Origin of the sequence: Janthinobacterium sp. Ant5-2-1, assembly GCF_001445815.1 — a bacterium.
In the GTDB taxonomy this organism is placed as follows: Bacteria; Pseudomonadota; Gammaproteobacteria; order Burkholderiales; family Burkholderiaceae_D; genus Janthinobacterium; species Janthinobacterium lividum_E.
In genome coordinates, this window is record NZ_LNCE01000070.1 from 1 (window position 1) to 14533 (window position 14533).

The 14533-nt window shown below is 59.3% G+C and carries 12 protein-coding genes; all 12 read left to right on the forward strand.

Features of this window, described 5'->3' with window-relative positions; genetic code table 11:
• The first annotated feature begins 351 nt into the window (after window positions 1-351).
• The 12 genes from rimP to ASN89_RS21465 all read left to right on the forward strand — a co-directional run bounded on the left by rimP (window position 352) and on the right by ASN89_RS21465 (window position 14349).
• Window positions 352-840, forward strand: coding sequence for a ribosome maturation factor RimP (rimP, locus tag ASN89_RS21410; RefSeq protein ID WP_034760462.1), 489 nt, complete (start codon window positions 352-354; stop codon window positions 838-840).
• Window positions 837-2402 (forward strand): transcription termination factor NusA, encoded by a 1566-nt coding sequence (gene nusA, locus ASN89_RS21415; protein WP_034782529.1) that lies wholly within the window; start codon window positions 837-839, stop codon window positions 2400-2402. Before rimP ends, nusA begins: the two co-directional genes overlap by 4 nt.
• Window positions 2403-2448: 46 nt before the next feature.
• Window positions 2449-5307 carry a translation initiation factor IF-2 gene (gene infB, locus ASN89_RS21420; RefSeq protein WP_034760145.1) on the forward strand — a complete coding sequence of 953 codons (2859 nt, stop codon included), beginning with the start codon at window positions 2449-2451 and terminating at the stop codon, window positions 5305-5307.
• Window positions 5308-5421: 114 nt separating this feature from the next.
• Window positions 5422-5838, forward strand: coding sequence for a 30S ribosome-binding factor RbfA (rbfA, locus tag ASN89_RS21425; RefSeq protein WP_035825200.1), 417 nt, complete (start codon window positions 5422-5424; stop codon window positions 5836-5838).
• Between the two features lie 2 nt (window positions 5839-5840).
• Window positions 5841-6776 carry a tRNA pseudouridine(55) synthase TruB gene (truB, locus tag ASN89_RS21430; protein WP_058050693.1) on the forward strand — a complete coding sequence of 312 codons (936 nt, stop codon included), beginning with the start codon at window positions 5841-5843 and terminating at the stop codon, window positions 6774-6776.
• A 207-nt stretch (window positions 6777-6983) separates the two neighbouring features.
• Window positions 6984-8816: a translational GTPase TypA gene (gene typA, locus ASN89_RS21435; RefSeq protein ID WP_034760139.1), complete on the forward strand. Its 1833-nt coding sequence runs from the start codon at window positions 6984-6986 to the stop codon at window positions 8814-8816.
• A 119-nt stretch (window positions 8817-8935) separates the two neighbouring features.
• Window positions 8936-9931: a tRNA dihydrouridine(20/20a) synthase DusA gene (gene dusA / locus ASN89_RS21440; RefSeq protein WP_034782593.1), complete on the forward strand. Its 996-nt coding sequence runs from the start codon at window positions 8936-8938 to the stop codon at window positions 9929-9931.
• Complete coding sequence (locus ASN89_RS21445; protein WP_058050694.1) at window positions 9931-10392, forward strand: hypothetical protein; 462 nt, start codon at window positions 9931-9933, stop codon at window positions 10390-10392. The genes dusA and ASN89_RS21445 overlap by 1 nt, the downstream gene beginning before the upstream one ends.
• A gap of 535 nt (window positions 10393-10927) precedes the next feature.
• Window positions 10928-12667 carry a methyl-accepting chemotaxis protein gene (locus tag ASN89_RS21450; RefSeq protein WP_058050695.1) on the forward strand — a complete coding sequence of 580 codons (1740 nt, stop codon included), beginning with the start codon at window positions 10928-10930 and terminating at the stop codon, window positions 12665-12667.
• Between the two features lie 63 nt (window positions 12668-12730).
• On the forward strand, window positions 12731-13078 hold the full coding sequence (locus tag ASN89_RS21455) for an energy transducer TonB (protein ID WP_046685644.1): 348 nt from the start codon (window positions 12731-12733) through the stop codon (window positions 13076-13078).
• A gap of 168 nt (window positions 13079-13246) precedes the next feature.
• Entirely contained in the window at window positions 13247-13816 is a 570-nt protein-coding gene (locus ASN89_RS21460) for a hypothetical protein (RefSeq protein WP_058050696.1), read from the forward strand.
• Between the two features lie 149 nt (window positions 13817-13965).
• Window positions 13966-14349 (forward strand): hypothetical protein, encoded by a 384-nt coding sequence (locus tag ASN89_RS21465; RefSeq protein ID WP_034782540.1) that lies wholly within the window; start codon window positions 13966-13968, stop codon window positions 14347-14349.
• The last annotated feature ends 184 nt before the right edge of the window (window positions 14350-14533 follow it).

The following is a 14533-nucleotide window of genomic DNA, read 5'->3' on the forward strand; positions in this document are numbered from 1 at the left end:
AGGTTAATCGGGAAGAGTTTCTTCTTGCGCGCCCGCCGATCTGCCGCGGGTGCGCGCTCTTGTAACTGTTGTAAGCCGGGCCGCTCCTCGTGTGCGGCATTGCGGCGAAGTTAATAAGAGGTTATAATCTGCAGCCTAATAAAAGTTCTCCGCAGGGTTGTTTGGTGGGGAGTGCTTTCATCTGGTTGGGGAAATACAAGAAGATGGGCAGATGCCCATTTTTTTTTTGTTGAACCGTTTGTAATGGCTCCGCAAGGGGCCATATATGACTTGAATGCGTGTTTTTGCATGGTGTCGGCGCTCATTGCTGTGCTGTCATGCCGAAAACGGGCCTTATTTCTGGAGAATTTCTTGCAGCAGTTGGGATTAATTGAAAAGACAGTTACTGGTCTGGGCTATGAGCTCGTTGATGTCGAACGTGCCGAGCGCGGACTGCTGCGCGTCTTTATTGATTTCAGCGCCGCCGATGCCGCTGAAAAAGGTCCGATCACGGTCGAAGACTGTGCCACGGTGAGTCACCAGTTATCGCATGTGTTGACGGTAGAGAACGTTCCTTACGAGCGTCTCGAGATTTCTTCCCCGGGTCTCGATCGTCCGGTGCGCAAGCTGGAAGACTTCGTCCGTTTCGCAGGCCAGGAAATCATCGTCAAGCTGACTGTGGCGATGCCGGGTACGAACAACCGGAAATCGTTCCAGGGGATTCTGCAAGAACCCGTGGGCGATAAATTGTCGTTGGAATTTGAAGGTAAGGATGGTCCGGCGATGTTGGAGTTTACGCTCGCCGATGTGGATAAGGCACGCTTGGTGCCGCAGGTGGTTTTTAAGGGACGCAAAGCATGAGCCGCGAAGTTTTATTATTGGTTGACGCGCTGGCGCGCGAAAAAAACGTCGATAAAGATGTCGTCTTCGGCGCCCTCGAATTCGCGTTGGCGCAAGCCACGAAGAAACGGTATGAGGGTGAGGTAGACATCCGCGTTTCGATCGACCGCGAAACGGGCGAATTCGAATCGTTCCGCCGCTGGCACGTCGTGCCCGATGAAGCGGGCCTGCAATTGCCGGATCAGGAGATCCTGCATTTCGAGGCAAAAGAACAGATTTCCGATATCGAAGTCGATGACCACATCGAAGAACCGATCGAATCCGTCGAATTCGGCCGCCGTTTCGCCCAGGATACTAAACAGGTCGTCCTGCAGCGTGTACGTGACGCCGAACGCGAACAGATCCTCGTCGACTTCCTGGAACGCGGCGATTCGCTCGTCACCGGCACCATCAAGCGCATGGAACGCGGCGACGCCATCGTCGAATCGGGCAAGATCGAAGCGCGTCTGCCACGCGACCAGATGATCCCGAAAGAGAATCTGCGTATCGGCGACCGTGTGCGTGCCTTCATCTTGCGTATCGACCGCAACATGCGCGGCCCGCAAGTGATTCTGTCGCGCACCGCGCCGGAATTCATCATGAAGCTGTTCGAACTGGAAGTGCCGGAAATCGAGCAAGGCATGCTGGAAATCAAATCCGCAGCCCGCGATGCCGGCGTGCGCGCCAAGATCGCCGTCTACACGGCCGACAAGCGCATCGACCCGATCGGTACTTGCGTCGGCATGCGCGGTTCGCGCGTGCAGGCCGTGACCGGCGAACTCGGTGGCGAACGTGTCGACATCGTGCTGTGGTCGGAAGATCCGGCGCAGTTCGTCATCGGCGCCCTGGCGCCGGCGAACGTGTCGTCGATCATGGTCGATGAAGAAAAACACGCGATGGATGTCGTCGTGGACGAAGAAAACCTGGCAATCGCGATTGGCCGTTCCGGCCAGAACGTGCGCCTGGCCTCGGACCTGACCGGCTGGAAGATCAACATCATGACGGCCGAAGAATCGGCTGACAAAGCTGCCCAGGAAACGGCTGCCGTGCGCATCCTGTTCATGGAAAAGCTCGATGTCGACCAGGAAGTGGCCGATATTCTGGTGGAAGAAGGTTTCGCCAGTCTGGAAGAAATCGCTTACGTGCCAATTTCCGAAATGCTGGAAATCGAATCGTTTGACGAAGATACCGTCAATGAACTCCGTACCCGTGCGCGTGATGCGCTCGTTACCGAAGCGATTGCTTCGGAAGAGGGTCTGGAAGGCATGGACGAGGCGTTGGTGGGTCTGGAAGGCATGGACCGCATTACCGCCGGCAAGCTGGGTCTGGCTGGTATCAAGACCGTTGAAGCATTTGCAGCACTGGCATACGACGAATTTGGCGCAATCCTGGCCTTGTCTGCGGACCGTGCGCGTGAACTGATTACAAGTGAATTTAAAGATGTGACCGACGATGAGATGAAGTTGGTTGACTCGAAATACGACGATCGTGCCAAGGCGTTGCAAGCCAAGGCATGGAGTCTGGCCGAATCCGCAAAGGCTTAATTTGAGTATCTTTATCATCTCCGCGACACATAGAAAAGAGGACTGAATGGCGAGTAACAACGTAGCCCAATTTGCCACCGAACTGAAGATGCCTGCAGATTTGCTGCTGACGCAGCTGCGTTCTGCCGGCGTCGAGAAAAGTTCGACGTCAGATCCATTGTCGAAAGATGATAAGGACAAGCTTTTGGATCATCTGCGCCGCACACACGGCGCAGCGGCTGACACAGAAAAGAAAAAAATCACCGTGACCCGCAAGGAAACGACTGAGATCAAGCAAGCTGACGCCACCGGCAAATCGCGCACCATCCAGGTGGAAGTGCGCAAGAAACGCACTTTCGTCCAGCGTGACGAAGCTGCGCCGGTCGCGGCAGAACCGGTCGCGCCTGCCGCACCGGTGATCGATCCCGCCGACGTGGCGCGCCGTGAAGAAGAAGCCCGTAAACAGGCTGAACTGATCGCCCGCCAGGAAGCCGATCTGCGCGAAAAGCAAGAACGTCTGGCCAAGCTCGACGCGGAAAAAGAAGCCCAGGCGAAAGCCACGCAACAGGCTGAACTGGCTGCGAAGAAAGAAGCTGAAGCGGAAGCGAAGAAAGCGGCCGCCAAAGCTGCTGCCGCGCCTGCCGCCAGCGCCGCTGCGCCTGTCGTTGACGACGCCGCCGCCGAAGCGAAAAAAGCTGCTGCTGCTGAAGAAGCGAAGAAGAAAGCGGCTGCCGCTGCTGTTGCCGCCAAGGAAGCCGCTGACAAAGCGGAAGCCACCGAGCGTGCACGCAAGGCCGTTGCCGATGAAGTTGCCCAGATCAAGGCCATGATGAACGCGCCACGCCGCGCCATCAAGGCACCGGAACCCGTACCGGTTCCAGTCAAGCCGAAGGCGCCGGAAGGCACCCTGCACAAGCCTGCTGACAAGAAACCTGGCGACAAGCCGGGCGACAAGAAGCCTGCTGTTGCAGACAAGAAATCGATCAAGTCGGCCAATGTGTCGTCCACCTGGTCCGATGACGCGAAAAAACGCGGCACCACCGGTGGTCCCAAGCCACGCGGCAATAGCGGCCCAGGCGGCCGTGACAGCTGGCGCGGTGGCGCGAAGGGCCGTCGCCCGACGCACCATGACGACCGTGAATCGAACTTCCAGGCTCCTACGGAAGCCGTCGTCAAAGACGTGCACGTACCGGAAACGATCACCGTGGCCGAACTGGCGCACAAAATGTCCGTCAAGGCATCCGAAGTCATCAAGCATTTGATGAAATTGGGCCAGATGTGCACGATCAACCAGGTGCTGGACCAGGAAACCGCCATGATTCTGGTGGAAGAAATGGGTCACAAGGCGTTCGCCGCCGAACTGGACGATCCTGAAGCGCTGCTGGCCGATGTGGGCGAACACGCGCACTTCGAAACCAAGCCACGCGCACCGGTGGTCACCGTCATGGGTCACGTCGACCATGGTAAGACCTCTTTGCTCGATTACATCCGTCGCGCCAAGGTTGCATCCGGCGAAGCCGGTGGCATTACGCAGCATATCGGCGCTTACCACGTCGATACGCCACGCGGCATGATCACCTTCCTCGACACCCCGGGCCACGAAGCGTTTACCGCGATGCGTGCCCGTGGCGCCAAGGCAACCGACATCGTCATTCTGGTGGTTGCCGCCGACGATGGCGTGATGCCGCAAACGAAAGAAGCGATTGCCCATGCGAAAGCAGCCGGCGTACCGCTGGTGGTGGCGATCAACAAGGTCGACAAACCGGGCGGCAACGTGGACCGCGTGACGCAGGAACTGGTCGCAGAACAAGTCGTGCCGGAAGAATACGGTGGCGAATCGCCATTCGTGCCGGTGTCGGCGAAAACGGGTCAAGGTATCGACGACCTGCTGGAACAAGTGCTGTTGCAAGCCGAAGTGCTGGAGCTGACGGCACCGGTCGATGCGCCTGCGCGCGGCCTGGTAGTCGAGGCGCGTCTGGACAAGGGCCGTGGTCCTGTCGCGACGATCCTGGTGCAGTCCGGTACCCTGAAACGCGGCGACGTGATTCTGGCTGGCTCTTCGTATGGCCGTGTTCGCGCCATGCTGGACGAGAACGGCAAGTCGATCGCTGAAGCGGGTCCTTCGATTCCGGTCGAAATCCAGGGTTTGACGGAAGTGCCGGTTGCCGGTGAAGAAGTCGTCGTCATGGCTGACGAGCGCAAAGCGCGTGAAATCGGTCTGTTCCGTCAAGGTAAGTTCCGCGACGTGAAACTGGCGAAACAGCAAGCTGCGAAACTGGAAAACATGTTCGACCAGATGGCCGAAGGCGAAGTGAAAAACTTGCCATTGATCATCAAAACCGACGTGCAAGGTTCGCAAGAGGCGCTGGTCGGTTCGCTGCAGAAACTGTCGACCTCCGAAGTGCGCGTACAAGTTGTGCACGCAGCCGTCGGCGGCATCACGGAATCGGACGTCAACCTGGCAGTCGCCTCGAAAGCGGTCATCATCGGCTTTAACGCCCGTGCTGATGCCCAGGCACGCAAGCTGGCCGAGTCGAATGGCGTGGACATTCGCTACTACAACATCATTTACGATGCGATCGACGAGATCAAATCGGCGTTGTCGGGCATGTTGGCACCAGAGAAACGCGAAACCGTCATCGGCCAGGTCGAGATCCGCCAGGTTATCCTGGTCTCGAAAGTGGGCGCGATTGCCGGTTGCCTGGTCACCGATGGCGTGGTCAAGCGTGCTTCTTCCGTCCGCCTGTTGCGCAACAACATCGTGGTGTGGAGCGGCGAGATCGACTCCCTGAAACGCTTCAAGGACGATGCGAAAGAAGTTCGCGCCGGTCTGGAGTGCGGCCTGTCGCTGAAGAACTACAACGACATTCAGGTTGGCGACACGCTGGAAGTGTTCGAAGTCCAGGAAATCGCTCGTACCCTGTAATCACAGAAGCAATGGCGCGGACATAGTGATGTCCGCGCAAACACGTGGGGCGCATTGGTCAACGGGCAACCGTTTGACCCATGCGCCCTGCGGCACTTAGGACAGCATAAAATCATGGCTAAACATAGCAAAACCATGCCAGCGCGCGGCTTGCGCGTGGCCGACCAGATCCAGCGCGATCTGGCTGAAATCGTCGCCTACGAATTGAAGGATCCGCGCGTCGGCACGATGATCACCATCACCGAAGTGCAGATCACGCCCGATTACGCGCACGCCAAGGTGTTTTTCACGATGTTGAAAGACAGCAAGGAAGCCATCAAGAACACCACCGAAGGCCTGATGGCCGCGTCTGGCTTCATCCGCGGCTTGCTGGGCAAGCGCCTGCATATCCACACCCTGCCGATGCTGCATTTCGTGCACGACAGCTCGACCTCGCGCGGCATGGAAATGTCGCTCCTGATCGACAAGGCCAACGCCACGCGCGCGGCCGACGCCGAGCCGGATGTCAAACCAGAAGCGGACGAGCAATAACAGTGGCGGGTCCGAAGAAACCGCCCGGCATCAAGCGGGTGCGCGACCTGGTCGACGGCGTCTTGCTGTTGGATAAGCCTGTGGGCTGGTCCAGCAATGACGCCCTGATCAAGGCCAAGCGCGTCCTGAACGCGAAAAAAGCGGGCCATACGGGCACGCTGGATCCGTTCGCCACGGGCTTGCTGCCGCTGTGCTTTGGCGAAGCGACGAAGTTCTCGCAGGACTTGCTGGAAGCCGATAAAACCTACGAAACCCTGGTGCACCTGGGGCAGACGACGGATACGGGCGATACGGAAGGCGACGTACTGGAAACGCGCGACGTCAACGTCACCGAAGAGCAGATCGAAGCGGTGCTGGCGCAGTTCCGCGGGCCTATCCTGCAGACGCCACCCATGTACTCGGCCTTGAAAAGGGACGGCAAGCCCCTATATGAGTATGCAAGGGCGGGCATCACCCTGGAGCGCGAAGCGCGCCCGGTGACCATTCACAAGCTCGAGTTCCTCGGCTATAAAGCCCCGTTCCTGAAATTGTCCGTGATGTGCAGCAAGGGCACGTATATCCGCGTGCTGGGCGAAGACATCGGCCATGCCCTCGGTTGCGGCGGCCATCTGAACGCCTTGCGCCGCACGCACGTGGGCAACCTGACCCTTGACGGCGTCGTCACGCTTGAAGAACTGACGGCGCATGCCGCGCCGTTGAGTTTGCTTGCGCCCGTCGATGCCTTGCTGTCGAGTTTCCCGGCCGTCCAGCTGACGGAAGAATTGGCCAAGCGTTTCCTGCATGGCCAGCGCATCGCGCTGGGCAAGGAAGACGTCGCCGTGCCAGCCGAGCCGGGCAGGGTACGCGTGTATCACGACAGCAAGCTGCTGGGCACGGGCCAGTTGCAGGAATACAGCATCCTGGCACCGGAGCGTCTCATTGCCACGGCACACCAATAAGTCACAGCAACGTCACATTACCCAGCGACACTCTTGAACCAGTGTCGCTTTTTTAAACAAATCGTCCCCGACTGCGGGAGCCGCCAGCATTTTTAGATAGCGTTGCAACGCAACATGCTATACTACGCGGTTCCGGAAATAGATTAGCATTCGGGTATCTCGTACACCTTGTACGCACTCCGCAGTTTTTCAGTAACTACTACGACCATGTCAAATACAAAACGCGCAATTCGTAATATCGCCATTATCGCCCACGTTGACCACGGCAAAACCACGCTGGTGGATCAGCTGCTGCGCCAGTCCGGCACCTTCCGTGAAAACCAAGCGGTCGACACCCGAGTCATGGACTCGAACGACCTGGAAAAGGAGCGCGGCATTACGATTCTGTCGAAGAACTGCGCCGTTGAGTACGAAGGCACCCACATCAACATCGTCGACACCCCAGGCCACGCCGACTTCGGCGGCGAAGTGGAACGTGTTCTGTCGATGGTGGACTCGGTTCTGCTGCTGATCGATGCACAGGAAGGCCCGATGCCGCAAACCCGTTTCGTCACGCGCAAAGCGCTGGCACTGGGTCTGAAGCCTATCGTTATCGTCAACAAGATCGACCGTCCAGGCGCACGTCCGGACTGGGCCATCAACCAGACGTTCGAACTGTTCGACAAGCTGGGCGCTACCGACGAACAACTGGATTTCCCTATCATTTACGCTTCGGGCTTGAACGGCTATGCCGGCCTGACCGAAGACGTGCGCGGCGGCGACATGAAGCCGATGTTCGACGCCATCCTGGAACACGTTCCAGTACGCGACGACAATCCTGAAGGCCCGCTGCAAATGCAGATCACCTCGCTGGACTACTCGTCGTACGTCGGCAAGATCGGCATTGGCCGCGTCAACCGCGGTACCGTCAAAGTCGGTCAAGACGTGCTGGTCATCAATGGCCCAGGCGCGACCCCGATCAAGGGCCGCATCAACCAGGTGCTGAACTTCAAGGGCCTGGAGCGCGTGCTGGTTGACGAAGCTGTCGCCGGCGACATCTGCCTGATCAACGGTATCGACGAAATCGGCATCGGTTCGACCCTGTGCGCACTGGACACCCCGGAAGCGCTGCCGATGCTGACCGTCGACGAGCCTACCCTGACCATGAACTTCATGGTCAACAACTCGCCGCTGGCTGGCCGCGAAGGCAAGTTCGTTACCTCGCGTCAACTGCGTGACCGTCTGGAAAAAGAATTGAAAGCCAACGTTGCTCTGCGCGTGGCACCAACCGACGACGACACGATCTTCGAAGTATCGGGCCGCGGCGAGCTGCACCTGACGATTCTGATCGAAAACATGCGTCGCGAAGGCTTCGAGCTGGCCGTATCGCGTCCACGCGTGGTCTTCAAAATGGTTGATGGCGTGCGCCACGAGCCGTTTGAAAACCTGTCCGTTGACGTTGAAGAAGTCAACCAGGGCGGCGTCATGGAAGAACTGGGCCGTCGTCGTGGCGACCTGCAAAACATGGAATCGGATGGCAAGGGCCGCGTGCGTCTCGAGTACCTGATCCCGGCGCGTGGCCTGATCGGCTTCCAGGGCGAATTCATGACCCTGACCCGCGGCACCGGCCTGATGAGCCACGTATTCCATGAATACGCGCCAGTCGACAACACCCGTGGCGAAATGGCCGGCCGTCGTAACGGCGTGCTGATCTCGCAAGATGACGGCGCCGCTGTTGCCTACGCTATCTGGAAACTGCAAGACCGCGGCCGCATGTTCGTATCGCACAATGACCCAGTCTACGAAGGCATGGTCATCGGTATCCACTCGCGCGACAACGACCTGGTCGTCAACCCGATCAAGGGCAAGCAGCTGACCAACGTGCGTTCGTCGGGTACCGACGAAGCGGTGCGCCTGGTACCGCCAATTCAGATGTCGCTGGAATACGCAGTCGAATTCATCGAGGACGACGAACTGGTGGAAATCACGCCTAAATCGATCCGTCTGCGCAAGCGCTTCCTGAAAGAGCACGAGCGTAAAAAAGCGTCGCGCGATTCGTAATCTGTTGTAGCGCATGGCCTGCGGGCCATGCCACGCTCAAGCCCGTTGCTCCGCCTTTCCTTCACCGGTGAGGCGCGCAGCGGGTTTGTCATTTGCAGCTCCTGTTTTTTGTAGACACCATGACTTCCTCTTCTTTGCCTTCCCGCCGCCTGTCCGTCGCCCCGATGATGGACTGGACCGACCGCCATTGCCGCAAGTTCCACCGCGAAATCACGCGCCACACCTGGCTGTACACCGAGATGGTGACGACGGGCGCGCTGGTCTACGGCGACGTGGAGCGCCATTTGCGCTTCAACGAGGAAGAGCATCCGGTGGCGCTGCAGCTGGGCGGCAGCGATCCGAAAGACCTGGCCACGAGCGCCAAGCTGGGCCAGCAATGGGGCTACGACGAGGTCAACCTGAACTGCGGCTGCCCGTCCGAGCGCGTGCAGAAGGGCGCATTCGGCGCCTGCCTGATGGCCGAGCCGCAACTGGTGGCGGACTGCGTTAAAGCCATGCGCGACGTGGTCGATATCGACGTCACGGTGAAACACCGCATCGGCATCGATGACAGCGAGTCGTATGACTTCGTGCGCGATTTCGTCGGTACCGTGGCCGACGCCGGCTGCAAGACGTTTATCGTGCATGCGCGCAATGCCATCCTGAAAGGCCTGAGCCCGAAGGAAAACCGCGAAGTGCCGCCCCTGAAATACGATTATGCCTACCGCCTGAAGCGCGACTTTCCCCAGTTCGAGTTCATCATCAATGGCGGCATCAAGACGCTCGATGAAATCGACCTGCACTTGCAGCACCTCGATGGCGTGATGCTGGGCCGCGAGGCGTATCACAACCCGTATGTGATGGCGCAGTTCGACCAGCGCTATTACGGCGACGATGCGCCCGTGAAAACGCGCGAACAGGTGCTCGAAGCGATGATTCCGTATATCAGCGCGCAGCTGGAAAAGGAAGCGGGAAGATTAAAACTGAACAGCGTCACGCGCCACATGCTGGGCCTGATGCAAAACCTGCCTGGCGCGCGCGGCTTCCGCCAGACCCTGTCCGATTCCAAGAAGCTGGCCTCGGGCGATCCGCGTTTGCTGCTGGAAGCGGCGGCGCGCTTGTCGCTGCCTGCGTAATGGACGATTTCCACGGCCATGCGCGCCACATCGACGGTTATTTGCAAGCCGTCAGCGCGCTCAAGAATGACGGCAGCGACTTGCTCTGCACGTATCTGGGGCCATGGCCGCCGCAGGCATCGTTCGATGCACTGTGCCGCGCGCTGGATGTGACGCCCGACGGCTTGCGCCTGCAGCCGCTCGAAACGGTTGTGTGCAGCGGCGCCTTGTGCACGCCGCGCCAGTGGCTGCTCGAGCGCCTGCATCCGACGAGCGAGGCGGACCGCCAGCCGCTCGACGCCCGTTTATATGACGGTTTCGAGCGCGAACTGGCCGAACTGCTGGGCAGCGAGCCGAACTGGTATCAACTGGTATCGTCTGGCCAGCGCAGCCGGGCCGGTCAATTGGGCGCCATCTGGAGCGTCTTTGTCTTCGGTACAGAGTGCCACGCCTATGTGATGCATTGCAGCTGGGACAGCTGAGTCAACTTGTCTATACCGGTGCTACTTCGCACTGGTATTGTCCGCACTTCCCCTTCCTCTGAGTCCCCCTCCCAAAACGATGTCATATGACTATGCCATGTGTTGTAAATGCGCTGTTTCGGCGCATGCCCGCACTGTCGTGGGGCATTTCTAAGAGGCAAGAAACGGCGTTGTTGCCATTTCCCCGAAGAAAGTTAATCAGCCATTTATTCGGGTACATATTGCTTGCTTTGAGGCAAAATTTACACCTATAATTGATTATAGACAAATATTTCTCATATGAATGTTTGATGTTGATCTCACATCAACGGTGTCAAAAATTCAGCGTGCGGAACAAGTTTGCATTCGCAGTCACTGGCATTTCCAGGGCTGCAGAAAGACCAGGAAGTACCCCGGGCTGCGTGCGGCCGGATACCGCCAGCATACCAATGGGTAAGGGCGGATGCCGGTGTTGCGCAGCCTTCGTTTTGTCGTGCCGGGCAAAAATCCTTATCAATAGTTTCATTTACGAAGAGCCGAAATGAATTTAGCAAAAATGAAGGTTGGTACCCGCCTGGGCCTGGGTTTCGCCCTGGTACTGGTTCTGCTGGTGGCCGTGACCGTTCTCGGCATCGCGCGCATGGCGCAAATCCAGGAACGTCTCGATCACGTGATCAATGTCAACAACGTCGTCACCCGCCTGGTGATCGACATGCGTGGCAACGTCAGCGACCGCATCACCTCGCTGCGCATCCTGACCCTGATGACCGACGCGGGCGATATGGAGCCGGAAATGGCGCGTATCAAGACGCAGACGAGCACCTATCAGGAAACGCAGAAGAAGCTCGAAGAGAAATTCGCCGTCGAGTCGACTCCTGAAGAAAAAGCCCTGCTGGCCTCGATCAAGGAATACGAAGCGGCCGCCATGCCGGCCATCGCCAAGGCATCCGCACTGTGGATGGCCAACGATGCGGAAGGCGCCACGCGCGTGATGATCAAGGAAATCCGCCCGGTACAGAAAAAATGGATGGAAGCGCTGGAGCAGCTGGCCGTGCTGGAAGACAAGCTCAACGAGCAGATGCAAGCGGACGCCCGCAAGGCCTTCGACAGCGCGCGCCTCTTCATGATCATCCTCGGCGTACTGGCCGTGGCGATGGGCGTGGCGGCGGCACTGGTGATTACCCGCGGCTTGCTGAAACAGCTGGGCGGCGAGCCTGACTACACGGCATCGATCGCCGGCAGCATCGCCAATGGCGACCTGTCGATCGGCATCCACACGCAGCCTTCCGACACGTCCAGCCTGCTGGCGGAAATGAAGGAAATGCGCAACAGCCTGGTGGGCATCGTCGGCCAGGTGCGCGTCGGTACGGAAACCATCGGCACGGCCTCGCGTGAAATTGCCGACGGCAATATCGACCTGTCGTCGCGGACGGAAATGCAGGCCAGCGCGCTGGAAAAAACAGCGTCGGCCATGGAAGAACTGACCTCGACCGTGAAACAGAATGCGGACAATGCGCGCGAAGCCAACAAGCTGGCCGCGACCGCTTCGGATGTCGCCATCAAGGGCGGCTCCGTGGTGTCGCAAGTGGTCGACACCATGAGCTCGATCAATGAGTCGGCGAAGAAGATTGTCGACATCATTGGCGTGATCGATGGCATCGCCTTCCAGACCAACATCCTGGCGCTGAACGCGGCCGTGGAAGCGGCCCGTGCCGGCGAGCAAGGCCGCGGCTTTGCCGTGGTGGCGTCGGAAGTGCGCAACCTGGCCCAGCGTTCCGCTGGCGCCGCGAAGGAAATCAAGATCCTTATCGACGACTCGGCCGAGAAGACGGAACGCGGTACGCGTCTGGTCGGCCAGGCCGGCGTGACGATGGGCGAAGTGGTCGACAGCGTGCGCCGCGTGACCGACATCATGAGCGAGATCGCCAGTGCCAGCCAGGAACAAAGCGCCGGCATCGAACAGGTCAACCTGTCGATCATCGAGATGGATGGCATGACGCAGCAAAATGCGGCCCTGGTGGAGCAGGCAGCCGCCGCGGCGCAAAGCCTGCAGGACCAGGCGGCCGAACTGGCCCACGTGGTCAGCATCTTCAAACTGGTCGAAGGCGAAGAGAAGCCGGCGGCATATGTGCCGGCACCCGTGGCCGCCGCACCGGTGGCCGTGCGCAAGCCGGCGCCGGCATTGCGCCCGGTGAAGTCGTTGACGCGCAAGACGGAAGCGGCCGCTCCCGTGGCGGCTGCGGCGCCACGCAAGGCGGCAGGCGCCGGCAGCAATGACGAGTGGGAAGAGTTTTAAGCGCGGCCAACAGCGCACAGGAAGTTGTAACTACCGTATTTGATAATAATCATGGGGAAGCACATGTTTGAGAATAAGCGTTTGATGAGTGTTGCAGCAGCCTTGCTGGTGTCCGTTTCTTCCGCCGCCTTCGCGGCCGAGGTGCCGGCGTCGTTCGATGCCAAGAACTGCAAGGCCGACTATCCGAAAGCCTCGCTGATGAACGAAGAGCAGGGCACCGTGTCGATGTCCTTCCTGGTCAATGCCGATGGTACCGTTGCCGATTCGAAAGTCGAGAAGAGCAGCGGCTTCAAGAACCTGGACAAGGCCGCCATCAAGGCCCTGTCCGCGTGCAAGTTCAAGCCGGGCACCAAGGATGGCGCCGCGGCGCAAACCTGGACCAAGGTCGATTACGCCTGGAAACTGGACTGATCCACGTATCGCCGGGAGCCGAGCTCCCGGCATGGCCGTATCCGCTACGGGCGGCGCCTGCAAGGGTGCCGCCCGTAGTGTTATGTGCGCCAGCCAACGGCACTGTTGCCGCCGATTCTGTTACCCTCGAAACATATCTTCGGGATCTCCCACTACAAGAGGCCTATCATGCAGCGCATCCTGACACTTTCTTCCCTGGCCGCCACCGGTTTGTTGCTTTCCGCCTGCGCATCGCTGGGCACGCCCGTGGGCTTGCAGGCGGGGCAGACCGTCGCCGTCGTCAATAGCCTGAGCTGGGACAATCCCCTGACGGGCAAGCGCGACGGCGTGCGCACCAGCTGGCCCATCAAGAATGGCAAGATTGCCCCTGAATATTTTCCGCTGGCGCAGCTGAAGCAATGCGAGGCCGGCAAGCCTTGCGCCTGGGGCGTGATGCGGGCGCAGCGCGGCGCGCCCACGCTGAGCTATGCGGACGGCGGCGTCGACCTGGCTGTAAATGTGTCGATCGACGTGGCGCGGCGCCAGGATGCGCGCCAGGGCGAGACGCAAACGGCGATGGCGATTCCCCAGGATGTGGCCGCGCTGACGGGGCGGCAACAGGTACAGCCCAGCTGGAAATTGAAGTATGGAAAGGTCGAGCAGGTCGAGCTTGATTACGGCGTGCGCTACCAGGTGTGCGTGCAGCGCTACGATGCGGCCGGCAAGGCCATCGATACGTGCGCGATTCCGTTTATTTGAGGAAACATGCGGCGTGGGCCGCTTGTGGCGGCTTTGCCACATTTTATGTTGCGGCGTGCGTCGGGGTGTAACAATCGGTAAAAGCGCAGCAAAGCACCACGTAATTTCTTATAGTACTTAATTAAGTAGTACACATTAGGAGAATTGCGATGAAAACCCTGTTGGCAGTAATTTCGCTGGCCGCCCTGGGTGGCTGTGCCGTGGCGCCGCCCGGCCCCGCGTATTACGGTTCGCGCGCGCCACAGGGGGCCTACAATCCCTATGAATGGCATACGGTCTCGTCCGAGCCGGTGCAGTCGGGCCGCGTGATGAGCGCGCCGCGCGTGGAATACACGAATGAGCCCGTATATGTGCAGCAACAGCCTGTCTACGTGCAGCAGCCCGTGTATGTGCCGGCGCCCGTGTATGCGCCGCAACCGTATTATTACAATCCACCTGTGACGATCGGGCTGGACTTCATGTTTGGCTTTGGGCGCTACGGTGGACACCGCGGCGGCTGGGGCGGGCATGGCCGCTACCACGGCCGCCGCTAGTCTATTGCGGTGGCATGCAGGACAAAGCCGGACAAGCGCTGCTTGTCCGGCTTTGTCATTTTACTAGTGGAAATACACCGAGCCCTGGTGTAGCACGTCCGCCGAGCACAGGATGTACATCGCCGCCGCTGCCAGACCTATTTGCAAGGCGCAAAAGCTGATCGGGATGAGGCGGGACAGGTCG